Raw genomic sequence first — 22,569 nt, 5'->3', positions numbered from 1 at the left:
TCCCTGACTGCCGGAGGTTGAACCATGGATGTGCAAACCCTGCGAGCTGAGGCCTTCAAGGCGTTACACGCGCGCGACGGCGCGTTCGTCATCCCCAACCCGTGGGATGCCGGCTCCGCCAAGTTGCTCGCCAGCCTGGGTTTCGAGGCGCTGGCTACCACCAGTGCAGGCCTGGCCTTCAGCCTTGGCCGGCCGGACGCCGAAGGCGCCTTGAGCCTGGACGATACGCTGGACAATGCCGGCGAGATCGTCGATGCCACCGCGCTGCCGGTGGCCGCCGATCTGGAAAACGGCTTTGGCGACTTGCCCGAAGACTGTGCCCAGACCATTCTGCGTGCCGCCGAAATTGGCCTGGTGGGCGGTTCCATCGAAGATGCCAGTGGGCGCAGTGATGCGCCCATCTATGACTTCGGGCTGGCTGTGGAGCGCGTGCGCGCCGCTGTGCAGGCTGCGCGAAGCCTGCCATTCCCGTTCACCTTGTGCGCCCGTGCAGAAAACCTGCTGCACGGGCGCATGGACCTCGACGACACCATCCTGCGCCTGCAAGCCTATGCCGAAGCCGGTGCCGACGTGCTCTACGCCCCCGGGCTGCGCACCGTGGAGGAAGTCCGTGCCGTGGTGCAGGCAGTCGCACCGCGCCCTGTGAATGTGCTGATGGGCATGGCGGGCGTGCCGCTGAGCGTCAACCAGTTGCAGGACCTGGGCGTGCGCCGCGTCAGCGTTGGCTCGTCGCTGGCCCGTGCTGCGCTCGGGGCCTTCTACCGGGCCGCGCAGGAAATTCGCGATGAGGGCACGTTCGGCTACGGTGAGCAGACCATGCCGTTTGCCCAGCTGAACGACCTGTTCCGTCGCTGATGCGGGCATTGCTGGCGCTACTGGCCGGCCTGCTGACGGTGGCCGGCCTGGCCTGGCACTTCGGCTGGCGCCTGCCTGCCGCATGGAACCCCTGGGCGCCGCTGGACGTACACCAGCCGCCCAACCTGCTGACCCCCTACAAACTGTCGCGCCTGCGCGATGACCCAGCGCTGTGCCGGCAGGCGCTGGAAACCAGCCACCTGCGTTACCGGGCACAAGCCGACAGCCCGGCGTCGGCCAACTGCCCGCTGCAGAACGTATGGCGCATTGAGGGCGGCCAGGCGCGGTTGGGCAGCAGCTTTCTGGCCAGTTGCCCGTTGGCGGTGGCCTATGCACTGTTCGAAAACCATGGCTTGCAGCCGGCGGCGCAGGAAGTGTTTGGGCAACCGGTGACGCAGGTCGATCACCTGGGCAGCTTTGCCTGCCGCAACGTCTACCACCGCAAGCAGGGCCGTTTGAGCCAGCACGCTACGGCCAATGCGCTGGACATCAGCGGATTTCGCCTGAAGGACGGCCAGCGCATTATTCTGGCGCGTGACTGGCAGGCGGGCGGGCAGAAGGCGGAATTCCTGCACCGGGTGCAGCGGGCAGCTTGCGAGAGCTTCAGCACGGTACTGGGGCCGGACTACAACGCTGCGCACCGCAACCACTTCCATCTGGACATGGGGCGCTGGCAGATCTGTCGTTAGCTTCAGGCGTACGCGCGCACGTTGTTCAGCACCACTGGGCGCGCCCAGTGGATGTCGAACTCCAGGTCATTCTGCTGCTTGGCCAGGGTGGCGTCGTCGAACGGTTCGGGCGCCGGGTCCAGCAGGTTGGTCTCGAACTCGGCAATGGGCAGGAACAATGACCGCGGCGTGGGGCCAGGGCCGGGTTCGGCGATCGGCTGACCCTGGTTCATCACCACCGGGCGCAGCCAGCTGTTGTTGATGTCGAGCTGGCGCTGTTGCTCGATCAGTTCCATGGCGCTGAACGGCTCGGGGGCGGGCGGCAGCAGCTTGGCTTCAAGCTCGGCCTTGGGCAGAAACAACGGTTCGGGCGGCGCCACGATGGTGTCGTGCACCGGGCAGGCGCGCTGGGCGTCGATCAAGGCCAGTGCACGGGCCCCGCCGATGGGTTCGCCGCTGTCCTGGTCGTACTGCACGAACGACTGGCTGATGCCGTCTACGGGCTCTTCCTGCTGCTCGGCCATCGCCCGGGCAAAGAAATCCTGCCACAGGTGGCTGACGCCCCCGAGTGCCTGGGTGTTGTGCTGACTGTAGTTGCCGACAGGCGACAAATAGGTCAAGCCGATGGGAAGAGTATCTGACATGGCAGTCGTGCGCGCTGTGCTCTGGCAGAATAGCGGGATATTGCCTGTATCGGCCGTGGCTGCCGATTCATTAAGGGCTTGGTTTGATTTTTCGGGTGTGAACGATGGAAGAGCAAGGCACGGGTATCAGGGTCGAGGCGATGGCAGCTGAGTATGCGCAACAGGCCAGGGTGTGGGCTGAACGCCTGGGCCTGCCGCTGCAGGACGATACCGCCGCCTTCGCGGTGCAGGTGGGCGCCGACGGCTTGCAGATTCAGCAACTGGGCCCGCAGGCACCCGGGCCGGTGCGTGTGGACTTCGTCGAAGGCCAGGCTGCGCATCGCCGCCAGTTTGGCGGTGGCAACGGGCAGATGATCGCCAAGGCTGTGGGCATTGCCCAAGGTATCCGGCCGCAGGTGCTGGATGCCACGGCGGGGCTGGGCAAGGACGCGTTCGTGCTGGCCAGCCTTGGCTGCCAGATGACCCTGATCGAGCGCCAGCCGCTGATTGCCGCGCTGCTGGAGGACGGCCTGGCGCGGGCGCGGGCGGATGAAGAGGTGGGCCCGATTGTCGGGCGCATGCGCCTGCTGACCGGCAACGCCATCGAGCGCATGCGCGCCTGGGAAGGGGAGGCGCCGCAGGTGATCTACCTCGACCCGATGTTCCCGCACCGGGACAAGAGCGCCCTGGTGAAAAAGGAAATGCGCGTGTTCCGGCCTTTGGTGGGCGATGACCTGGATGCCCCGGCGCTGCTCGAAGCCGCCCTGGCGCTGGCCAGCCATCGGGTGGTGGTGAAGCGCCCGCGCAAGGCACCGATCATCGACGGGCCGAAGCCCAGTCACAGCCTGGAAGGCAAGTCGAGCCGGTATGACATTTATCCGAAGAAGGCGTTGAAAGCCTGACGTTTGTGTGGCCTGCCCAGGCCTCTTCGCGGGTAAGTTCGCGAAGAGGCCTGCAAAAATATCCAGATATCAGGGTTTGAATGCCCTCAAGAACACCCCCACCACCTCGCGCACATGCGCCTCGGCTTCATCGCCTTCCAGCGGCCCCGCACATCCCAGCAGCAACCGGTAATCCGGTGCCCCTTTGACCAGGCAGAAGAAGTGCTCCGCGGCGCGCAGCGGGTTGTCGATGCGCAGCAGCCCACGCTCATGAGCCCCGCGCAGTAGCGCTTCCATGCCTGCGAGCACGCGCTTGGGCCCGGCTTCGTAAAAGTACTCGCCAAAACTCGGGTCCAGGCTGCCCTGGGCCATGATCAGGCGGCTGAGCTTGATCGCTTCGTCACTGCTGATAAGCGCCTGGAAGTTGCGGGCAATGGTCAGCAGCACTTCTTCCACCGGTACCCCTTCGGGATACTCGAACAGCAGGTCAGGCAACTGGACCTGGCAGGTGGCCATGACCGCCGAGCAGAAGAGGGTCTGTTTGTCGGTGAAGTGGCTGTACACGGTGAGTTTTGAAACACCTGCCGCCGCAGCGACCGCATCCATGCTGGTGTTGGCATAGCCAAGGCTGAGGAACAGCGCCTTGGCCGCTTCGAGGATCGCCTCGCGCTTGGCCAGGTCCTTGGGCCGGCCTGGGCCGATGGGTGCGTCGTTGAGCATTGTGGTCTGCATCTGGTTTAAGAATCCCCATCTTAACGGGTCAGCCGCGATACGGCTAAACCTAGCTCACATTTACCTGCGGCCTGCCAGCGTTCAGTTGATCGACAGGGTGGGCGTTCAGCCGCCGCTTGATCTCACAGGCGCCAGAGGGCTCCAGCCAGGTCGTCGAAAAGCCAGCGCATGCCCTTCCCGGCATCGTTGCGCTGATTTAATATACCAGCCAGTACAAATATTAAATGTGCACTCCGCGAAAGGATTCATCATGTTGCGCCATGCCTTGTCCATCGCTCTGCCCGCCGCTGCTGCCCTGCTTCTGGCGGCGTGTGGCCAGGAAGCTGCCCCACCCGCCGCGCCGCGCCCGGCGCTGGTGGTGCAGCCACAGCCGGCCGAAGCCGCTGCCGACAGTTACCCCGGCGAAGTGCGCGCGCGCTTCGAGCCGGAGCTGGCCTTCCGCATTGGCGGCAAGGTCAGCAAGCGCCTGGTGGAGGAGGGGCAGCGGGTCAAGGCCGACCAGCCGCTGGCCGAGCTGGACCCGCAGGACGTGCGCCTGCAACTTGAAGCCAATCGCGCCCAGCTGGCGGCTGCCGAGGCCAACCTGGCATTGGTGCGCGCCGAGCGCGACCGCTACCAGAAGCTGCTGGAACGGCAGATGGTCAGCCACTCCCAGTTCGACAACGCCGAAAACCTCTACCGCGCCGGCCTTGCCCGTCTGAAGCAGGCCAAGGCCGAGTTCGATGTGGCGGGCAACCAGGCCGAATATGCCGTATTGCGTGCGCCGCAGGCCGGGGTGATTGCCAAGCGCCAGGTTGAAGTGGGCCAGGTGGTCGCCGCCGGGCAGACCGTGTTCACCCTTGCCGCCGATGGCGAGCGAGAAGTAGCCATCGGCCTGCCGGAGCAGCAGTTTGCCCGCTTCGCTGTGGGCCAACCGGTGAGCGTGGAGCTGTGGTCGCACCCGCAGGCGCGTTTCCAGGGGCGCATTCGCGAGCTGTCACCGGCCGCCGACCCGCGCTCGCGCACGTTCGCGGCGCGCATCGCCTTTACCACGGCCGCTGTACCGGCTGAACTGGGCCAGAGCGCCCGGGTGTTCATCGCCAAGGACGGGCTGATCCCGCTGGCGGTACCGCTGTCGGCCGTGACGGCGGAAAACGGTCAGGCCTATGTCTGGCGGGTGAACAAGGAAAGCCGCCTGGAGCGGGCGACCGTGCGCCTGGGGGCTTATGGCAGCGACAGTGTGCCGGTGCTCGAAGGCCTGGACCCGGGTGACTGGGTGGTTGCCGCTGGTGGCCATGTACTGCGCGAGGGCCAGGAGGTACGCCCCGTTGACCGCAGCAACCGTGTAGTGAACCTGACGGCCAAGGAGTAAGTCCCGATGGGTTTCAACCTTTCTGCCTGGGCGCTGCGCAACCGCCAGATCGTCCTGTTCCTGATGATCCTGCTGGCGGTCATTGGCGCCATGTCGTACACCAAGCTTGGCCAGAGCGAGGATCCGCCATTCACCTTCAAGGCCATGGTCATCCGCACCCTGTGGCCAGGCGCCAGCGCTGAAGAAGTGTCGCGACAGGTGACCGAGCGCATCGAAAAGAAGCTGATGGAAACCGGTGAGTACGAGAGAATCGTCTCGTTCTCTCGCCCCGGTGAATCGCAGGTTACCTTCATGGCCCGCGACTCGCTGCACTCCAAGGACATCCCCGAGTTGTGGTACCAGATCCGCAAGAAGGTTGCGGACATTCGCCACACCTTGCCGCCGGAGATCCAGGGCCCGTTCTTCAACGACGAGTTCGGCACCACCTTCGGCAATATCTATGCGCTGACTGGCGAGGGCTTTGACTACGCGGTGCTCAAGGACTACGCCGACCGTATCCAGATCCAGCTGCAGCGGGTCAAGGATGTGGGCAAGGTCGAGTTGATCGGCCTGCAGGACGAGAAAGTCTGGATCGAGCTGTCCAACCTCAAGCTGGCCACCCTCGGCGTGCCCCTGGAAGCCGTGCAGAAGGCGTTGCAAGAACAGAACGCGGTGAGCACCGCCGGTTTCTTCGAGACGCCCAGCGAGCGCTTGCAACTGCGCGTGAGCGGGCGTTTCGACAGTGTCGAGCAGATCCGCCAGTTCCCCATTCGCGTGGGTGATCGCACCTTCCGGATTGGTGATGTCGCCGAGGTGCACCGTGGCTTCAACGACCCACCTGCACCGCGCATGCGCTTCATGGGCGAGGATGCCATTGGCCTGGCGGTGTCGATGAAAGACGGTGGCGACATCCTGGTACTGGGCAAGGCCCTGGAAGGCGAGTTCGAGCGCCTGGCGCATAACCTGCCTGCCGGCATGGCGCTGCGCAAGGTTTCGGATCAACCGGCGGCGGTGAAGGCCGGCGTGGGCGAGTTTGTGCAGGTGCTGGTCGAGGCGTTGGTCATTGTGCTGCTGGTGAGCTTCTTCTCGCTGGGCCTGCGCACTGGCCTGGTGGTGGCGCTGGCCATTCCGCTGGTGTTGGCCATGACCTTTGCCGCCATGCATTACTTCGGCATCGGCCTGCACAAGATTTCCCTGGGCGCGCTGGTGTTGGCCCTGGGCTTGCTGGTGGACGACGCGATCATTGCCGTGGAGATGATGGCGATCAAGATGGAGCAGGGCTATGACCGCCTCAAGGCAGCCAGCTATGCCTGGACAAGTACGGCCTTCCCGATGCTCACCGGGACGCTGATCACGGCAGCAGGCTTTCTGCCGATTGCCACCGCGGCCTCCAGCACCGGCGAATATACCCGGTCGATCTTCCAGGTGGTCACCATCGCTTTGCTGACCTCTTGGGTGGCGGCTGTGGTGTTCGTGCCTTACCTGGGTGAGCGTCTGCTACCCGACCTGGCCAAGCTGCATGCCGCGCGCCATGGCAAGGACGGCCATGCGCCCGACCCCTACGCCACCCCGTTCTACCAGCGCGTGCGACGGCTGGTGGAGTGGTGCGTACGGCGGCGCAAGACGGTAATCCTGCTGACCGTTGCCGCTTTTGTCGGCAGCCTCCTGCTGTTCCGCTTTGTACCCCAGCAGTTCTTCCCGGCCTCCGGGCGCCCGGAGCTGATGGTTGACCTGAAGCTGGCCGAAGGCGCCTCGCTGGCCAATACCGCCGAGCGGGTCAAGCAGCTGGAGGCACTGCTCAAGCAGCAGGACGGTATCGACAACTACGTGGCCTATGTGGGCACCGGCTCGCCGCGCTTCTACCTGCCGCTGGACCAGCAACTGCCGGCAGCCAGCTTTGCCCAGTTCGTGGTGCTGGCCAAGTCGATGGAAGACCGCGAACGGCTGCGCAGTTGGCTGATCAGCACGGTGGACCAGCAGTTCCCCGACCTGCGCGCCCGGGTCACGCGTCTGGAAAATGGCCCACCCGTGGGTTACCCGGTGCAGTTCCGGGTCACTGGCGAGCATATCGAGAAGGCCCGTGCACTGGCCCGTGAAGTGGCTGACAAGGTGCGCGAGAATCCGCATGTGGTGAACGTGCACCTGGACTGGGAGGAACCCAGCAAGGCGGTGTTCCTCGAAATCGACCAGGACCGCGCCCGTGCGCTGGGCGTGAGCACTTCGCACCTGGCGAGCTTCCTGCAAAGCTCGCTGATCGGTACCACGGTCAGCCAGTACCGCGAGGACAACGAACTGATCGAGATCCTGCTGCGCGGCACCCGGCAGGAACGCAGCGAGCTGGGCAACCTGGGTAGCCTGGCGTTGCCCACCGACAATGGCCAGAGCGTGGCGTTGTCGCAGGTGGCGACCCTGGAGTACGGCTTTGAAGAAGGCATTATCTGGCACCGCAACCGCTTGCCGACGGTGACCGTGCGTGCCGATATCTACGACCAGGAGCAGCCGGCGACGCTGGTGAAGCAGATTTTGCCGACCCTGCAGGAAATCCGCGCCAAGCTGCCCGATGGCTACCTGCTGGAGGTGGGCGGCACGGTGGAGGATTCCGAGCGTGGGCAGAAGTCGGTGAATGCCGGCATGCCACTGTTCATCGTGGTAGTCCTGAGCTTGCTGATGATCCAGCTGCGCAGTTTCTCGCGCACGGTGATGGTGTTCCTCACCGCGCCGCTGGGGCTGATCGGTGTGACCCTGTTCCTGCTGGTGTTCCGCCAGCCGTTCGGCTTTGTCGCCATGCTCGGCACCATTGCGTTAGCGGGGATGATCATGCGCAACTCGGTGATACTGGTGGACCAGATCGAGCAGGACATCGCAGCGGGGATGGAGCGCTGGCAGGCGATCATCGAGGCTACGGTGCGGCGCTTCCGACCGATCGTGCTGACCGCGCTGGCGGCGGTGCTGGCCATGATCCCGTTGTCACGTAGTGTGTTCTATGGACCGATGGCGGTGGCGATCATGGGTGGGTTGATCGTGGCCACGGTGCTTACACTGCTGTTCCTGCCGGCGTTGTATGCGGCGTGGTTCAGGGTGAAGAAGGGCTGAAGACCGCAGGGGGAGGGCTTAGCCCTCCCTTCGCGGGTAAACCCGCTCCTACGACGGCCTGTGTCCAACCCCGCCGCCGTTTAGGAGCGGGTTTACCCGCGAATACGGTGGCGGCAGCAACGGTGAGCGGCTGGTGAAAATTGGCCAGCAGGCCTGGCCCTTTCGCGGGTGAACCCGCTCCTACAGAGGACCGCGCAGGCTTTTCGATCAGTGTAGGAGCGGGTTTACCCGCGAATACGGTAGCGGCAGCAACGGTGAACGGCTGGTGAAAATTGGCCAGCAGGCCCGGCCCTTTCGCGGGTGAACCCGCTCCTACAGCGCGCCGAAGACCTTCTTGGCCAGGCTGGTAGCCGCCGCTGCCGGGTTCTGGCGAATGCTCTGCTCCTGCTTGCCGATCATCTCGAACAGGCCATCCAGCGCCTTCTCGGTCACGTAGTTCTCGATATTGGCGTCATCCTTGACCAGCCCCAGGCCTTTGGCTTGGGCAGCGAAGGCATTGTACTGCTGGGCCACGCCAACCTTGTCGGTGGCCTGCTTGACGATTGGCAGGAACTTGGCGCGGATCTGCTCGCGGCTGCTCTTGTTCAGGTACTGGGTGGCCGAGTCGTCACCGCCGCTGAGAATACCCTTGGCATCGGTCACGCTCATGTTCTTCACGGCATCCACCAGAATCGCCTGGGCCTGCGGCACGGCGGCCTCGGCGGCTTTGTTCATGCTGGTTTCCAGGGCTTCGACCTGTTCACCCTTGCCGAACATCTTCATCGCCTTGGCGGCTTTGCCCAGGTTGCCTGGCAGCTCGATGCGCACGTCCGGGTTGTTGCTGAAGCCGCCTGGGGTGCTCAGTTGCTTGACGGCCAGTTGCGCACCTTGGGTCAGGGCATCTTTCAGGCCGCCGGTGGCGTCCTTCTGGCTGAGGTCGCCCAGCGACAGGGCCAGGGCACTGGCCGACAGCAGCAGGCCGGCGCACAGGGTGGTGAAGCGCAGGGAAGTGCGGATCATGAAGCTTTCCTTGTAAACGGATGAGAACGGGTATCAGCGAACCTGGTCTACCTTGATGCGTACCAATTGCGGGTCACTGCCATCGAGCGCGACACCGTGGTGTTCGGTATTGATGAACAGCAACTTGCCATTCAGCTCAATGCGCGCACTCACCGCATAGCGGTGGCCAGGCTTGACCTGCGCGGGGTCATAGGTGAGATGGAACGGCAGCGGCACGTTGCCTTTGACCGGGCCGGCCTGGCGCGCCAGGGTCACGGCAGGGGCGTCCATCAGCGACACATCCTGCAGTTCCACACTCAGGGTGGCGGCAGGCGGCAGGGCAATGCGCTGCAGGTAGAAGACTTCACCGTCCAGGCTGGCCTGGTTGGGTGGGGTTTGGCTGGAGCAGGCTGCAAGCAGGGATGCGCAACACAGCATAAAGAGCTTTTTCATGGAATCTCCGGTGTCCTTGGAGCTGGCTTGTGGCCAACCCCACGGACTTTAGCGGATTTTGCCGACCGATGAACCGTTAGAGGGTCGAAGTTTCCAGCCCGTCGTCACGGTGCAGGGCCACCTGGCGGATCGACAGGCGCAGCTCGGCCGACAGTACTCGCTTGGCCACGCCCTCGGCCAGCTCGCCGAGCTTGTCGTGATAACCCAGCTTGCCTTGCGCATCGGCGTGCAGCACCCCTTGCTGGAGCAGGGTCTGGATGAAGTGGCGGAACAGCGTCTTGTCGAAGAACTCCGGTGCGTTCAGGCCATGCAGGATCGACAGGCGTTGGGCCATCATCACGCACAGGTCTTCCAGCGCTTCGGCGCTCAGGCTGTTCTGCCCGCTGTTGATCAGCAGCGAGGTGGCCATGTAGAAGCGCTGCAGGGTCTGGGTGATGGTGCGGGCGAGCAGGGTCAGCAACACGAACTGCCGCGAGCTGGGCGCCGGGCGCACGTACAGGTCGTTGTCCTGGCGCAGCAGGCCCTGTTCCACCAGCGCGACCAGCCATTGGTCGATGACCTCGTCCAGCTGTTCTGGCGTCCAGCGCAGGAACAGTTCGGCCTGTAGGTAGGGGTAAAGCGCGTGCACATACTGGCCCAGCAGTTGGCGGCTCATGCGTGAACTGCTGAGGAAGAAGCTGGCCAGCAGCGCCGGCAGGGCGAAGATGTGCAGCACGTTGTTGCGGTAGTAGGTCATCAGCACCGCGTTGCCTTCATCCAGGTAGAGGATGCGGCCCAGGGCGTCCTTCTGCTCGGCCACCAGGTTCATGCTGCGCACATGTTCGATCAGTGCCTGGCCGTCGCCCTCGGGCAGGGTGGTGTGCGGCGAGTAGGGCACTTGGCGCAGCAGCGCCAGGTACAGGTCGAGAACGCGGGTCAGGGCGCGCTCGTCCAGGGCAAGGCGGCTGGTGGACAGCAGTGCCAGGGCCACCAGGTTGACCGGGTTGATGGCCGCCGCCTCGTTGAGGTGGCGGGCCACGGTTTCTCCCAGGCGGGCGGTGGTGGCGTTGAGCCAGTCCGGCCGGTACTGCGGACCGTGATCCTGTTCACGCCAGCCGGGCTGCTGCTGGTCGAGGAAGCCAGCCAGGCGGATGGGTTCGCCGAAGTTGACGTAGACCTGGCCAAAGCGCTGCTTGAGTGCGCCGAACACCTTGAAGATGTCCAGCACCGACTCCTTCTTCTTGCTGGCGCCGCGCAGTTCGCCCAGGTAGGTACGGCCTTCGAGCACGCGCTCGTAGCCGATGTACACCGGCACGAACACGATTGGCGTACGCGACGAACGCAGGAAGCTGCGCAGGGTAATGGCCAGCATCCCGGTGCGCGGCTGCAACATGCGCCCGGTGCGCGAGCGGCCGCCTTCGACGAAGTACTCGACCGGGAAGCCCTTGGTGTACAGGGTATGCAGGTACTCATTGAACACCGCCGTGTAAAGCGGGTTGCCCTTGAACGTGCGGCGCATGAAGAAGGCGCCACCACGGCGTAACAGGTTACCCACCACCGGCATGTTGAGGTTGATGCCAGCAGCCACGTGCGGCGGAGTGAGGCCGTTGCGGAACAGCAGGTACGACAGCAGCAGGTAGTCGATGTGGCTGCGGTGGCACGGCACGTAGATCACTTCATGGCCAGGGGCGATACCCTGCACCTGTTCGATGTGGTTGACCTTGATGCCGTCGTAGATCTTGTTCCAGAACCAGCTGAGCACCACTTCGAGGAAGCGGATGGCGGTATAGGTGTAGTCCGAGGCTATCTCGTTGCCATAGCGCAGTGCCTGGGCCTCGGCTTTGGCCAGCGGAAGGTTCTCGCGCTGCGCTTCGTCGGCAATCGCCTGGCGCACTTGCGGGGCATGGACCAGGCCTTTGACCAGGGTGCGTCGGTGCGAGATGTCCGGGCCGATGACGGCAGCCTTGAGGTTGCGAAAGTGCACGCGCATCAGTCGCTGGGCCATGCGCACGGTGCGCTCGTGGCCTTTGTTGTGCTGCACCAGCTCGCGCAGGTGGATGGGCGCGGAGAACTGTACCCGGGTCTTGCGCCCCAGGATCAGTACGGTCAGCAGCCGGCGCAGGCGCCCGGTTACCGCCCAGCTGTCGGCGAACAGCAGCTTCCAGGGGCTGGACTCGCTGGCCGGGGTCTGGCCCCAGAACACGCTGACAGGAATGATCTGCGCATCTTCTTCAGCATGCTGGCTGACGGCAGCCACCAGGCGCTCGAGGGTGGGCGGGGCGCCGCTTTTGTCCTGACGGCCGAGCCAGTCCGGGTCGGGGGTCAGGTAGAAGAACGCGGCGGGTTCCTGCAGTGGGCCGACAGCTACCGGCAGCACCGGGCGCGGTAGCCCCGCCTTGGTGCACTCGTGGTCGAGCACGGCCAGGTCGGTGAGCGCGGGCGAGGGCAGCGCATAGAACACCGGCCGGCTGCGGTCGAGGTTGAGGGTCATGGAAGACTGGTTGATGGTCTCGGAGCGCACCCACAGGTACAACAGGCGACGCAGGCCGCCGAAGATCAGGCGGTGCAGGGGGGAACGGGTCATGGGGTGTGTGCCCTGGGTGTGATGTTCAGGTGGGTATTCTGCTATTTAGTCTGCCGTATCGGCGTAAGTTCAGCAAAATTCGGCCAACGGCGGCGCCGTCATCAATTTTTTTTGTTCTGTGTCATATACTCGGCCTGCCACTTGCAGGATATTTCGGCAAGCGGCGTTGGCACGGGGCAGGTGACCTCATGCCTGCAAGGCGATCTTCACAATAAAAATCCGGAGTAGTTCAGATGTCGTCTCGTGAGACTGGGAATGTAAAGTGGTTCAACGATGCCAAGGGTTATGGCTTCATTCAGCGCGAAGGTGGTGCGGATGTGTTCGTCCACTATCGGGCGATCCGCGGTGAGGGGCATCGTACCCTGGTCGAAGGGCAGCGGGTGGAGTACGCCTGCGTGCAGGGCCAGAAAGGCCTGCAAGCCGAAGACGTAGTGGGCCTCTGAGCCTCTGGTTTCAAGCCGTAGGAGCGGGCTTGCCCGCGAAGCAGCCACCACGGTGGCTGCCACGGGCGTGGCCCGTGTTCGCGGGTAAACCCGCTGCTACAGAAACGAGCAAACCTGCCGTTTCATGATGTACGCCAGGTGATTTCCTCTTCACCGTCGGCGCTGATGCGGACCCAGCGGTCGGCATCTTCTTCCCCGTCTTCCTCGACCCAGCCACCCGGCGCACAGCGCACTTCCACACCCAGCGCGGCAAATGCGGCGCGGGCGCAGGCAACGTCATCGGCCCACGGCGTCTGGTCGCTTTCCAGGTACAGGCTGTTCCATTTCCCTACAGCCTTGGGTAACCAAGTGACCGGAATGTTACCGGCCTGGCATTTGAAGGTATGGCCTTTCTGCTTCCACTCGGTGCACGGGCCGATTGCCTGGGCGAGCCACTCGGCAATCTGCTTGTGGTCGACGTCGGCGTCCTTCAGGTAGATCTCGATATCAGGTTGACGCATAAGGGCTCCGGGTGTGCTCAGTCTTGGCGCACGAAATAGTCATAACGCATGGAAACCGTGACCTCGAACGGCTCGGGCTGATCGATCACCCGGGCACGTTTTTCGGCGCTGGCGCGCCAGCCGTGTGGGGTCATGGCCAGCAGGTCGGCGCGGGCCTTGGGCGCGGCCAGGCTCAGGCGGAACTCGAGGGTTTCGCTGTGGGCATGGGCCATGCCTTCAGGGACCAGGGCCAGGTGCTTGTCGTCGGCGTAAGGGCGTACTTCATCGTAGAGCACTTCACGCAGTTCCATCAGGTGGCCGCTGGTCGGGCCGACCCGCATCAGGCCGCCGCCGGGGCTGAGCAAACGCTTGGCCTCGGCCCAGTCCAGCGGGCTGAAAACGCTGGCGATGAACTGGCAACTGGCGTCGGTCAGCGGCACGCGGGCCATGCTGGCGACCATCCAGGTGACCGCCGGTGCTCGGCGGCAGGCGCGCTTGACCGCTTCGCGGGAGATGTCCAGCGCATAGCCGTCGGCGGCCGGCAAGGCCTGGGCGATCTGTGCGGTGTAGTAACCCTCGCCGCAGCCGATGTCCAGCCAGGTGCCAGGCTGGCGCTCGGCGGCCAGCTCGGCCAGGCGGCGGGCGACTGGCGCGTAATGGCCAGCGTCGAGAAAGTCGCGGCGTGCCTCGACCATGGCCTGGTTGTCACCGGGGTCGCGGCTGTTCTTGTGCTGCACCGGCAGCAGGTTCAGGTAACCCTGGCGGGCGCGGTCGAAGCGGTGGCCGGCTGGGCACACCACACCATTGTCGAGCCGGCTCAGCGGCGCCTGGCAAAGCGGGCAGGCAAGCATCAGGCGAGCAACCGAACCAGGGTCTGGTAGTAGATTTCGGTCAGCAGATCGAGGTCGCTGGCCAGGATCCGCTCGTCAACCTGGTGGATGGTGGCGTTGACCGGGCCGAGTTCGACCACCTGGGTACCCATGGTTGCGATGAAGCGACCATCGGAGGTGCCGCCGCTGGTGGAGGGCTGGGTATCACGGCCGGTGACACCCTTGATGCTGGCCGCCACGGCGTCGAGCAGCTCGCCTGGTTCGGTCAGGAACGGCAGGCCCGACAGTGCCCAGTCGACCGACCAGTCCAGTTCATGCTTGTCGAGAATCGCCGACACCCGCGCCTGCAAGCCTTCAACGGTGGACTCGGTGGAAAAGCGGAAGTTGAACAGCGCGGTCAGCTCGCCCGGGACCACGTTGGTGGCGCCGGTGCCGGAATTGAGGTTGGAGATCTGGAAGCTGGTGGGTGGGAAGAACGCGTTGCCTTCGTCCCAGTGTTCGGCAGCCAGTTCCGCCAGGGCCGGGGCGGCCAGGTGGATCGGGTTGCGCGCCAGATGCGGGTAGGCCACATGGCCCTGTTTGCCGCGTATGGTCAGCTTGGCGCCCAGCGAACCACGGCGACCGTTCTTGACCACGTCACCCAGCAAGGTGGTGCTGGACGGTTCGCCGACGATGCACCAGTCCAGACGCTCGTTGCGCGCTTTCAGGCGCTCGACCACCGCCTTGGTGCCGTGGTGAGCCGGGCCTTCCTCGTCGCTGGTGATCAGAAACGCGACCTTGCCGCGGTGGTTCGGGTAGTCCTGCACGAAGCGCTCGCTGGCGATGACCATGGACGCCAGGCTGCCCTTCATGTCGGCGGCGCCACGGCCACAGAGCATGCCGTCGGCGTCGATCAGTGCCTCGAAGGGTTCATGCTGCCATTGCTGGACCGGGCCGGTAGGCACCACGTCGGTGTGGCCGGCAAAACACAGTACCGGGCCGTCCTGGCTGCCGTGGGTGGCCCAGAAGTTGTCGACGTCTTCAATGCGCATCGGCTCCAGCTGGAAACCGACGGCGCCCAGACGGTTCATCATCTGCGCCTGGCAATCGGCGTCGACGGGGGTGACCGAGGGGCGACGGATCAGGTCGCAGGCCAGTTGAAGGGTAGGCGAGAGCTCGGCAGGGGCCGTCATGGGGGACTCCGGGGCAAGGCAAGGCGGGGAAATCTGAGGGGCGTTATCTTATATCAAATGGTTTCGGGCAGCACGGCCCATTCGCGGGCACGCCCGCTCCATCAGGTACCGCACAGCTCTGAATGCCTGTGCCAGGCCTGTGGGAGCGGGCGTGCCCGCGAATGGGCTGCACAGGTCAGCCCCGGCAATCTCAAGCCTGCTGCGCTTGGGCAGCCTTTTCTGCGGGCTTGGGCAGCGACGACAGGAACGCCATCACCAGCGCTGCCACATAAGGCAACGACTGCACCAGCAACATCGCCACCCAGAAGCGCATGTCCGAGCTCGGCAGCCCCTGAACCAGGTAGATGCCCAGCGCCGCGCCCCACAGCAGCAACATGATGAACAGCTCTTCACGGGCTTCGGAAATCGCCACCAGCAATCCATGGCTGTCAGCGTTCTTCGGCGTGCGGAAGAACGGCATGCTGCTGGTGAAGAAACCATACAGTACCGCCTTGGCGATGGTGTGCGACAGCGCCAGCCCGGCCAGCGCAGCTGCGAAGGCATCCTTGAGGTTCACCCCCACCGCTCGGCGGTACAGGAAGATGATCTTGCCGACCTTGAAGAAGAACAGCGCCAGCGGCGGGATGGCGAAGATCATCAGGGGCGGATCGACCCGATGCGGCACGATGATCATCGCCGCCGACCACAACAGCGCGCCGATGGTGAAGAAGATGTTCATGCCATCGGCGATCCACGGTAGCCAGCCGGCCAGGAAGTGGTAGCGCTGGCCACGGGTCAGCTGGCTGCCTTTGCCGCGCAGCAGCGCGCCGGCGTGGTGCTTGATGATCTGGATGGCGCCATAGGCCCAGCGGAAGCGTTGCTTCTTGAAGTCGATGAAGGTGTCGGGCATCAGGCCCTTGCCGTAGCTGTTGTGGGCGTAGGCGGCGGACAGGCCTTTCTCGAACACGCGCAGGCCCAGTTCGGCGTCCTCGCAGATGCACCACTCGGCCCAGCCCAGTTCTTCCAGCACACTGCGCCGGGTCATGGTCATGGTGCCGTGCTGGATGATCGCGTCACGGTCGTTGCGGGTAACCATACCGATGTGGAAGAAGCCCTTGTATTCGCTGTAGCACAGCTTCTTGAAGGCGCTTTCGTGCTGGTCGCGGTAATCCTGCGGTGACTGCACCACGGCAATTTTCGGGTCGGCGAAGTGGGGCACCATGTGCTTGAGCCAGTTGCGGTCCACGCAGTAGTCCGAGTCGATAACCGCGATCACTTCGGCGTCCTTTGCCGTGTGCGGGATCAGGTAGTTCAACGCACCGCCCTTGAAGCCGGCCAGCGGCGCGACGTGGAAGAACTTGAAGCGCTCGCCAAGCTTCTCGCAGTGGGCCTTGAGTGGCTCCCACACGGCCGGGTCCTTGGTGTTGTTGTCGATCACCAGCACTTCGTAGTCGGGGTAGTCCAGGGCGGCCAGGGCGTCCAGGGTCTGTTTCACCATCTCAGGTGGCTCGTTGTAGCACGGCACATGCACCGACACCTTGGGCCGGTAGGCACTGTCGGCCTGCACGGGCAGGAATTCGCGGCGGCGCTTGTGTATCCAGACCGCTTCGGCCAGTTCGTGGGCCTCGGTGAGCAACACGATGAACACGCCCAGCGCGCCGAGGGCCAGCAGCACGCCCACGGTCAGGCTGAACCAGGTGCTGTATTGCTGGCTGTAGTCATAGGCGATCCACACCAGCACCGACCCGCACAGGAAGGTGATGAACGTCAGGAAGGTACGGCCACGCTGGCGCAGGGCCGAGCCATCGATGAACAGCACCATCAGGGCGATCATTGCCAGCACCACCGACGCCACTGCCAGGGCCCGCCACTGCGGGATCGCCACCACAGGGCCGTCGAAGTTGAACTTCTGCTGGCGCTCGGCGTTGTAGACGCCCCAGTAGGCGCCTACCGACCCTTCGTCGCTGGCCTTCCAGGGTTGGTCATAGGCTTCAATGACAAAGTAGTTGTAGCCACGGCGGTTGAGGGTATTGACCAGGGTGCGCAAGTAGATGGCCTGGTCGGCCTGTGTGGCATCGGCACCACCGCGCATGCGGCCGTTGCTCGGCCAGCCGACTTCCGACAGCAGCAGGGGTTTGCGCGGGAACTGGTGCTTCAGTTCACGGGCGCGGTCGAGGACGAACTCGACCGAATCCTTCATCGGCACGAACTCCCAGTAGGGCAGGATGTGCGCGGCAATCAGGTCGACGTGCCTGGCCAGCTCAGGATGTTCCTTCCAGATGTGCCACTGTTCACTGGTGGTCACGGGCACCTTCACGGCTGCGCGTACGCGGTCCAGGTATTTGATCAGGTTTTCCGGTGTGACTTCTTCACGGAACAGCGCCTCGTTGCCGACCACCACCCGCACCACGCTGCGCGACGTGTTGGCCAGCTGGATGGCCGTGGCGATTTCGCGCTCGTTGCGCTCCAGGTCCGGGCTGATCCATATCCCCAGCGTCACCCGCAGGCCGAACTCCTCGGCCAGGCGCGGGACGTCGGCCTGGGTGCCTTCCACGGTATAGATACGGATGCTGTCGGTCAGTTTGCTCAGTTGCTCCAGGTCCTGGCGCATTTCGTCGTCGGTGGGGTACTGACCCTTCTGTGGGCTTTCGCCCAGGCGGAACGGCGAATACGAAAAGCCAGAGATCTGTTCTGGCCAGGCGGGGGCGGAGACCGGGCGGTTGATCAGTGCCCAGAACCCGGTGAACAGTGCGGCGATGGCCAGCACCACTACCAGGTTCAGGCCGAATTTACGTGAAGACATCGTCGTCCATTCATGTGGAAGTGATAGGACATTAAAGCAGGGTTGGTAGTCTCTTTCCTAACGATGCAGGCCAAGGGTTCACTGGCATATAATGCGCGCCGGTTTTTTGGGGTATGAACATGAGCACAGAAGATCCACGCTTTGCCGGCGTTGCCCGGCTGTATGGCGACCAGGGGCTGCAACGTCTGGGCCAGGCCCATGTGGCTGTGGTCGGTATTGGCGGGGTGGGCTCGTGGGTGGCCGAAGCCCTGGCACGCAGCGGTGTGGGCGAGATTACCCTGTTCGACCTGGATGATGTCTGCGTCAGTAACACCAACCGCCAGGCCCATGCGCTGGAAGGGCAGGTGGGGCGGCCCAAGGTCGAGGTCATGGCCGAGCGCCTGCGGGCGATCAACCCAGGGTGTACGGTGCATGCGGTGGCCGACTTCGTCACCCGCGAGACCATGGCCGAGTACATCACCGAGCACCTCGACTGCGTGATCGACTGCATCGACAGCGTCATGGCCAAGGCGGCGCTGATCGCCTGGTGTCGCCGGCGCAAGATTGCCATTGTCACTACCGGTGGCGCGGGTGGGCAGATCGACCCGACGCAGATCCAGATCGCTGACCTGAACAAGACCTTCAATGACCCATTGGCTTCACGGGTGCGTTCCACCCTGCGCCGCGACTACACCTTCTCGCGTAATGTCAGCCGCAACTATGGCGTGCCGTGCGTGTTCTCCAGTGAACAGCTGCGTTACCCCAAGGGGGATGGCAGCGTTTGCCTGCAGAAAAGCTTCGTGGGTGAGGGCGTGCGCCTGGACTGCTCGGGTGGCTTTGGTGCAGTGATGATGGTGACCGCGACCTTTGGCATGGTAGCGGCGAGCAAGGCGATAGAAAAACTGGTGGCTGGAGCGCGCCGGCCGTCGGAACGGGTCAAGCCTGAGTAGATCGCGTGGGCGTCTTCGCGGGCCGCCCGCTACAGGAATTGCATCTCTCTCAAGCATGATGCCGTACCTGTGGGAGCGGGCAGGCCCGCGAAGAAACCGGCGCCGATTCAGCGGTTGGATGCCAACTCCGCCATCCGCTGCAACACCGCATGCAGCCCATTGCTGCGCGACGGCGACAGTTGGCGTTCCAGCCCGAGCTGGGTAAACCACTCGCGCAGATCAATCCCGGCCAGCTCCTCACTGGCCAGTCCCTGCACCCGCACCAGCAACAGCGCCAGCAGCCCACGCAACAAGCGGGCATCGCTGCTGGCCTTGAACCGCCACACGCCCTCGATCTGCTCGGCCACCAGCCACACCAGGCTCTCGCAGCCATGCACCCGGTTGGCCTCGGTCTTTTCGGCATCAGCCAGCGGCTCCAGGCGGTCACCCCACTGCATCAACAGCCGCGCACGCTGTTCCCAGCCTTTGCCCTGTTGAAACGCTTCCAGCGCTTGGTGCGCCTGTTCCGGCAGGCTCATCGCAACAGCTCCAGGCCTTGGTCCAGCGCGTCGAAGAAACGCTGCACGTCATCGCTGTCGTTGTACAAACCCAGCGATACCCGTATCGCGCCCTCCAGCCCCAGCCCCTTCAGCAGTGGCATGGCACAGTGGTGACCGGCACGCACGGCAATGCCCTGTTCAGTCAGCAGATGAGCGATATCGGCGTTGTGCACGCCCTCGATGACGAAACTGGCCAGGGCAGTCTGCGGTACGCCCAACACCCTCACGCCCTCGCGGTCGCCCAAGCCACGCAGCAGGTGCTGGTGCAGGCTGGCTTCATGCGCTGCGACCGCATGGGCATCGAGGCTGGCCAGGTAGTCCAGCGTTGCACCCAGGCCGATCACCCCGGCAATCGGCGGCGTACCCGCTTCGAAGCCCAGGGGCGCGGGACGGAAGCTGGCGCTGTGGTACTCGGCCAGCTGCACCATCTCGCCACCGAACTGCCAGTGGCGCAACAGCTCCAGGGCCTGGGCGCGGCCATAGAGCACGCCGACGCCGTCCGGACCGTACAGCTTGTGGCTGGAAAACACATAGAAGTCGCAGCCCAGTTGCTGCATGTCCTGGCGACCATGCACCACGCCCTGGGCACCATCAACCACCGTCAGCGCGCCCTGGGCGCGGGCATGGGCCAGCAGCGCAGGCAGCGGTTGCCAGGTACCCAGCACGTTGGACAGCTGGCTGATGGCGAGTACTCGGGTGCGCGGGCCGATCAGTTGCAGTGCCTGGTCCTGGTCGATACGACCCTGGGCGTCCAGTGGCAGCACCACCAGGCGCAGGTTGCGCCGGTGCGCCAGCTGTTGCCAGGGCAACAGGTTGGCATGGTGCTCCAGGGCACTGATGGCAATTTCGTCACCGGCTTCGAGGCGGTGCTCCAGGCCATAGGCCAGCAGGTTCAGTGCCGAGGTGGCGCCGTGGGTGAACACGATCTGCCGCGAGTCTGCGGCATTGAGCCAGGCGGCGACCTTGTCGCGGCTGGTTTCGAAGGCCTGGGTCGCCAGCGCACCTGGCAAATGCTGGGCACGGTGCACGTTGGCTGCGCCATGGCCGTAGTAATGGCTCAGGGCATCGAGCAGGGCTTGCGGCTTCTGGGTGGTGGCGGCGCTGTCCAGATAGGTCTGGTGCTGCCGTTGCAGGGCGGCGATGGCGGGGAAGTCGGCACGCCAGGGAGAGGGCTGGAACATGTTTGCGAGGCCTGGAATGAAAATCGGGTCTGGTGCATTGGCGCCAGACCCGATCTTAACACCTCAAACCCGGCAGGGTTCTCAGTTGTGAGCGTGCAGCGCTTCGTTCAGCTCGATGGCCGACTTGTGGGTCTTGCACTCTACCGCGCCGTTCAGCGAGTTGCGGCGGAACAGCAGGTCGGTCTGGCCGGCCAGGTCGCGGGCCTTGACCACTTTGACCAGTTCGTTGTTCTCGTCCAGCAGGTTCACCTTGGTGCCCGCGGTGATGTACAGGCCGGCTTCGACGGTGTTGCGGTCGCCCAACGGAATACCGATACCGGCGTTGGCGCCGATCAGGCAGCCTTCGCCGACTTTGATGACGATGTTGCCGCCACCGGACAGGGTGCCCATGGTCGAGCAGCCGCCGCCCAGGTCCGAGCCCTTGCCGACGAATACGCCAGCGGAAACGCGGCCTTCGATCATGCCCGGGCCTTCGGTACCCGCGTTAAAGTTGACGAAGCCTTCGTGCATGATGGTGGTGCCTTCGCCAATGTAGGCGCCCAGGCGCACACGGGCGGTGTCGGCGATACGCACGCCGGCCGGGACCACGTAGTCGGTCATTTTCGGGAACTTGTCCACCGAGAACACTTCCAGCAGCTCGCCCTTCAGGCGTGCTTCCAGTTGCAGCTCGGCCAGTTCGCCCAGGTCGACCGCGCCCTGGTTGGTCCAGGCCACGTTCGGCAGCAGCGGGAAGATACCGGCCAGGCTTACGCCATGCGGCTTGACCAGGCGGTGCGACAGCAGGTGCAGCTTGAGGTAGGCCTCTGGGGTCGAGCTCAGGGCAGCGTCTTCGGCCAGCAGGGTGGCGACCAGCGGCTTGTGGCTCTCTGCCAAGCGGGTCAGCAGGGCGGCCTGGGCAGCGTCCACGCCTTTCAGGGCTTCGGCCAGTTGTGCGGCCTGGGCGTTGCTGAAGGCGATGGCCTGGTTGCCACCTTCGTAACCGAGAACAGGGGCTACTGCAGCAACCAGTTCGGCGCTCGGGTTGAGCAGCGGTTGTGCGTAGAACACTTCCAGCCAGGCGCCCTGGCGGTTCTGGGAGCCGACACCGAAGGCCAGGCTGAACAGGGTATTGGACATGTGATTACCTCGTGCGAAATAGGGTGGGGGCTCAGGCCAGGGCAGCGGCGTACAGGTCGGGCTTGAAGCCAACCAGGGTACGCGCGCCAAGGTCGAGCACCGGGCGTTTGATCATCGACGGCTGGGCCAGCATCAGCTCGACGGCCTTGGCCTGGTCGAGGTTGGCCTTGCTGGCGTCGTCCAGCTTGCGGAAGGTGGTGCCGGCACGGTTGAGGATGACTTCCCAGCCGTGTTCGTCGCACCAGCGGTTCAGGCTGTCGCGGTCGATGCCTTGGGTTTTGTAATCGTGGAATTCGTAGGCGATGGCTTTGTCTTCGAGCCAGGTACGCGCCTTTTTCATGGTGTCACAGGCTTTGATGCCGTAGAGCGTGTAGGTCATTGTGTACATTGGGGATACAGGTTGCCCCAATCTCTCCGTTTTTCGATGTCAGTCGCGGGATTATGCGGGAACGAGACTGGGAGCGCCACGGGTGTGCAAGTCTTGGGGGTTGGTGGGGCGTGGTTAGGTCTGCCTTGAGTCTTGTAGCGCGTTTGAGATCGAGCGCCGCCCGCGCGGCGCTTCGCGGGTAAACCCGCTCCTACGTTTGTTTCTGGCCAGTTATGCCTGTGGCATTTGCGCGCGAATGCCTTGGCGCACGCCTCGATATCGCGTCGTACAAACAAGGCGGTCGCGCGGGTCTGGCACAGGCGATACTGGCCCGAAACAAACGTAGGAGCGGGTTTACCCGCGAAGCGCCGCGCGGGCGGCGCTCGATCTCAAAGGCGCTACAAGACTCAAGGCAGCCCCTACCATCAAACCTAAGTATCATCATGTTACATATTCCCTCGTCACCTGCGACTATCGTGCAGCGGCCCCGAACCGTCGGTCGCCGCTAACATATTGTTCCAATGGCGATGTTTCGCCTTGCTATCGTTTCTGGTT

20 protein-coding genes are annotated in these 22,569 nt (G+C 64.2%); 7 read left to right on the top strand and 13 right to left on the bottom strand.

Annotated features, from left to right (window positions below; translation table 11 throughout):
• The first annotated feature begins 24 nt into the window (after window positions 1–24).
• Both AC3WLP_RS20975 and AC3WLP_RS20970 read left to right on the top strand, forming a co-directional pair.
• Window positions 25–855: an isocitrate lyase/PEP mutase family protein gene (locus AC3WLP_RS20975; protein ID WP_014754296.1), complete on the top strand. Its 831-nt coding sequence runs from the start codon at window positions 25–27 to the stop codon at window positions 853–855.
• Window positions 855–1,544, top strand: coding sequence for an extensin-like domain-containing protein (locus tag AC3WLP_RS20970; RefSeq protein ID WP_014754295.1), 690 nt, complete (start codon window positions 855–857; stop codon window positions 1,542–1,544). Before AC3WLP_RS20975 ends, AC3WLP_RS20970 begins: the two co-directional genes overlap by 1 nt.
• Window positions 1,545–1,546: 2 nt before the next feature.
• Here AC3WLP_RS20970 and AC3WLP_RS20965 read toward each other — a convergent pair whose 3' ends face one another.
• Window positions 1,547–2,167, bottom strand: coding sequence for a hypothetical protein (locus AC3WLP_RS20965; protein ID WP_012053561.1), 621 nt, complete (start codon window positions 2,165–2,167; stop codon window positions 1,547–1,549).
• Between the two features lie 104 nt (window positions 2,168–2,271).
• Here AC3WLP_RS20965 and AC3WLP_RS20960 point away from each other — a divergent pair, with 104 nt between their 5' ends.
• Window positions 2,272–3,048 (top strand): class I SAM-dependent methyltransferase, encoded by a 777-nt coding sequence (locus tag AC3WLP_RS20960; protein ID WP_012053560.1) that lies wholly within the window; start codon window positions 2,272–2,274, stop codon window positions 3,046–3,048.
• 69 nt (window positions 3,049–3,117) lie between these two features.
• Here AC3WLP_RS20960 and AC3WLP_RS20955 read toward each other — a convergent pair whose 3' ends face one another.
• Window positions 3,118–3,759, bottom strand: coding sequence for a TetR/AcrR family transcriptional regulator (locus AC3WLP_RS20955; protein ID WP_012053559.1), 642 nt, complete (start codon window positions 3,757–3,759; stop codon window positions 3,118–3,120).
• 250 nt (window positions 3,760–4,009) lie between these two features.
• Between AC3WLP_RS20955 and AC3WLP_RS20950 the strand changes: the two genes are divergently transcribed.
• Together AC3WLP_RS20950 and AC3WLP_RS20945 are read left to right on the top strand one after the other, a co-directional pair.
• Window positions 4,010–5,110 carry an efflux RND transporter periplasmic adaptor subunit gene (locus AC3WLP_RS20950; RefSeq protein ID WP_012053558.1) on the top strand — a complete coding sequence of 367 codons (1,101 nt, stop codon included), beginning with the start codon at window positions 4,010–4,012 and terminating at the stop codon, window positions 5,108–5,110.
• A 6-nt stretch (window positions 5,111–5,116) separates the two neighbouring features.
• Entirely contained in the window at window positions 5,117–8,182 is a 3,066-nt protein-coding gene (locus AC3WLP_RS20945; RefSeq protein WP_088513359.1) for an efflux RND transporter permease subunit, read from the top strand.
• Between the two features lie 312 nt (window positions 8,183–8,494).
• Here AC3WLP_RS20945 and AC3WLP_RS20940 read toward each other — a convergent pair whose 3' ends face one another.
• From AC3WLP_RS20940 to plsB, 3 genes are all read right to left on the bottom strand, one after another.
• Window positions 8,495–9,181 carry a DUF4197 domain-containing protein gene (locus tag AC3WLP_RS20940; RefSeq protein ID WP_003252248.1) on the bottom strand — a complete coding sequence of 229 codons (687 nt, stop codon included), beginning with the start codon at window positions 9,179–9,181 and terminating at the stop codon, window positions 8,495–8,497.
• Between the two features lie 33 nt (window positions 9,182–9,214).
• Window positions 9,215–9,613, bottom strand: coding sequence for a YbaY family lipoprotein (locus AC3WLP_RS20935; RefSeq protein WP_088513360.1), 399 nt, complete (start codon window positions 9,611–9,613; stop codon window positions 9,215–9,217).
• A gap of 76 nt (window positions 9,614–9,689) precedes the next feature.
• A complete protein-coding gene (gene plsB / locus AC3WLP_RS20930; protein WP_088513361.1) occupies window positions 9,690–12,176 on the bottom strand; it encodes a glycerol-3-phosphate 1-O-acyltransferase PlsB in 2,487 nt (828 codons plus the stop codon).
• 233 nt (window positions 12,177–12,409) lie between these two features.
• Here plsB and AC3WLP_RS20925 point away from each other — a divergent pair, with 233 nt between their 5' ends.
• Complete coding sequence (locus AC3WLP_RS20925; protein ID WP_003252255.1) at window positions 12,410–12,619, top strand: cold-shock protein; 210 nt, start codon at window positions 12,410–12,412, stop codon at window positions 12,617–12,619.
• Window positions 12,620–12,741: 122 nt separating this feature from the next.
• Here AC3WLP_RS20925 and AC3WLP_RS20920 read toward each other — a convergent pair whose 3' ends face one another.
• From AC3WLP_RS20920 to AC3WLP_RS20905, 4 genes are all read right to left on the bottom strand, one after another.
• Entirely contained in the window at window positions 12,742–13,119 is a 378-nt protein-coding gene (locus tag AC3WLP_RS20920; RefSeq protein ID WP_010952612.1) for a hypothetical protein, read from the bottom strand.
• A gap of 17 nt (window positions 13,120–13,136) precedes the next feature.
• Window positions 13,137–13,949, bottom strand: coding sequence for a putative RNA methyltransferase (locus AC3WLP_RS20915; protein ID WP_014754288.1), 813 nt, complete (start codon window positions 13,947–13,949; stop codon window positions 13,137–13,139).
• A complete protein-coding gene (dapE, locus tag AC3WLP_RS20910) occupies window positions 13,949–15,100 on the bottom strand; it encodes a succinyl-diaminopimelate desuccinylase (RefSeq protein WP_004574734.1) in 1,152 nt (383 codons plus the stop codon). The genes AC3WLP_RS20915 and dapE overlap by 1 nt, the downstream gene beginning before the upstream one ends.
• Window positions 15,101–15,290: 190 nt before the next feature.
• Window positions 15,291–17,882, bottom strand: coding sequence for a glycosyltransferase (locus AC3WLP_RS20905; protein ID WP_012053552.1), 2,592 nt, complete (start codon window positions 17,880–17,882; stop codon window positions 15,291–15,293).
• Window positions 17,883–18,001: 119 nt separating this feature from the next.
• Between AC3WLP_RS20905 and tcdA the strand changes: the two genes are divergently transcribed.
• A complete protein-coding gene (gene tcdA, locus AC3WLP_RS20900) occupies window positions 18,002–18,811 on the top strand; it encodes a tRNA cyclic N6-threonylcarbamoyladenosine(37) synthase TcdA (RefSeq protein ID WP_178085913.1) in 810 nt (269 codons plus the stop codon).
• Window positions 18,812–18,918: 107 nt separating this feature from the next.
• Here the strand turns inward: tcdA and AC3WLP_RS20895 are convergent, their stop codons facing one another.
• From AC3WLP_RS20895 to AC3WLP_RS20880, 4 genes are all read right to left on the bottom strand, one after another.
• Window positions 18,919–19,329: a SufE family protein gene (locus AC3WLP_RS20895; protein ID WP_003252266.1), complete on the bottom strand. Its 411-nt coding sequence runs from the start codon at window positions 19,327–19,329 to the stop codon at window positions 18,919–18,921.
• Window positions 19,326–20,531, bottom strand: a complete 1,206-nt coding sequence (locus AC3WLP_RS20890) for a cysteine desulfurase (RefSeq protein WP_088513363.1) — start codon at window positions 20,529–20,531, stop codon at window positions 19,326–19,328. The genes AC3WLP_RS20895 and AC3WLP_RS20890 overlap by 4 nt, the downstream gene beginning before the upstream one ends.
• An 81-nt stretch (window positions 20,532–20,612) precedes the next feature.
• Entirely contained in the window at window positions 20,613–21,647 is a 1,035-nt protein-coding gene (gene dapD / locus AC3WLP_RS20885) for a 2,3,4,5-tetrahydropyridine-2,6-dicarboxylate N-succinyltransferase (RefSeq protein ID WP_004574732.1), read from the bottom strand.
• 31 nt (window positions 21,648–21,678) lie between these two features.
• Window positions 21,679–22,026: an ArsC family reductase gene (locus AC3WLP_RS20880; RefSeq protein ID WP_041168523.1), complete on the bottom strand. Its 348-nt coding sequence runs from the start codon at window positions 22,024–22,026 to the stop codon at window positions 21,679–21,681.
• Between the last annotated feature and the right edge of the window lie 543 nt (window positions 22,027–22,569).

This window comes from Pseudomonas sp. FW305-E2 (assembly GCF_058782925.1).
Note: the sequence above shows the minus strand (reverse complement) of the source record. Positions and strands in the feature narration are given on the sequence as shown.

Excerpts from the sequence above, each read along its gene's own strand:
- AC3WLP_RS20975 (WP_014754296.1), top strand. The coding sequence starts at position 25 with ATGGATGTGCAAACCCTGCGAGCTGAGGCCTTCAAGGCGTTACACGCG.
- AC3WLP_RS20970 (WP_014754295.1), top strand. The coding sequence starts at position 855 with ATGCGGGCATTGCTGGCGCTACTGGCCGGCCTGCTGACGGTGGCCGGC.
- AC3WLP_RS20965 (WP_012053561.1), bottom strand. The coding sequence starts at position 2,167 with ATGTCAGATACTCTTCCCATCGGCTTGACCTATTTGTCGCCTGTCGGC.
- AC3WLP_RS20960 (WP_012053560.1), top strand. The coding sequence starts at position 2,272 with ATGGAAGAGCAAGGCACGGGTATCAGGGTCGAGGCGATGGCAGCTGAG.
- AC3WLP_RS20955 (WP_012053559.1), bottom strand. The coding sequence starts at position 3,759 with ATGCAGACCACAATGCTCAACGACGCACCCATCGGCCCAGGCCGGCCC.
- AC3WLP_RS20950 (WP_012053558.1), top strand. The coding sequence starts at position 4,010 with ATGTTGCGCCATGCCTTGTCCATCGCTCTGCCCGCCGCTGCTGCCCTG.
- AC3WLP_RS20945 (WP_088513359.1), top strand. The coding sequence starts at position 5,117 with ATGGGTTTCAACCTTTCTGCCTGGGCGCTGCGCAACCGCCAGATCGTC.
- AC3WLP_RS20940 (WP_003252248.1), bottom strand. The coding sequence starts at position 9,181 with ATGATCCGCACTTCCCTGCGCTTCACCACCCTGTGCGCCGGCCTGCTG.
- AC3WLP_RS20935 (WP_088513360.1), bottom strand. The coding sequence starts at position 9,613 with ATGAAAAAGCTCTTTATGCTGTGTTGCGCATCCCTGCTTGCAGCCTGC.
- plsB (WP_088513361.1), bottom strand. The coding sequence starts at position 12,176 with ATGACCCGTTCCCCCCTGCACCGCCTGATCTTCGGCGGCCTGCGTCGC.
- AC3WLP_RS20925 (WP_003252255.1), top strand. The coding sequence starts at position 12,410 with ATGTCGTCTCGTGAGACTGGGAATGTAAAGTGGTTCAACGATGCCAAG.
- AC3WLP_RS20920 (WP_010952612.1), bottom strand. The coding sequence starts at position 13,119 with ATGCGTCAACCTGATATCGAGATCTACCTGAAGGACGCCGACGTCGAC.
- AC3WLP_RS20915 (WP_014754288.1), bottom strand. The coding sequence starts at position 13,949 with ATGCTTGCCTGCCCGCTTTGCCAGGCGCCGCTGAGCCGGCTCGACAAT.
- dapE (WP_004574734.1), bottom strand. The coding sequence starts at position 15,100 with ATGACGGCCCCTGCCGAGCTCTCGCCTACCCTTCAACTGGCCTGCGAC.
- AC3WLP_RS20905 (WP_012053552.1), bottom strand. The coding sequence starts at position 17,882 with ATGTCTTCACGTAAATTCGGCCTGAACCTGGTAGTGGTGCTGGCCATC.
- tcdA (WP_178085913.1), top strand. The coding sequence starts at position 18,002 with ATGAGCACAGAAGATCCACGCTTTGCCGGCGTTGCCCGGCTGTATGGC.
- AC3WLP_RS20895 (WP_003252266.1), bottom strand. The coding sequence starts at position 19,329 with ATGAGCCTGCCGGAACAGGCGCACCAAGCGCTGGAAGCGTTTCAACAG.
- AC3WLP_RS20890 (WP_088513363.1), bottom strand. The coding sequence starts at position 20,531 with ATGTTCCAGCCCTCTCCCTGGCGTGCCGACTTCCCCGCCATCGCCGCC.
- dapD (WP_004574732.1), bottom strand. The coding sequence starts at position 21,647 with ATGTCCAATACCCTGTTCAGCCTGGCCTTCGGTGTCGGCTCCCAGAAC.
- AC3WLP_RS20880 (WP_041168523.1), bottom strand. The coding sequence starts at position 22,026 with ATGACCTACACGCTCTACGGCATCAAAGCCTGTGACACCATGAAAAAG.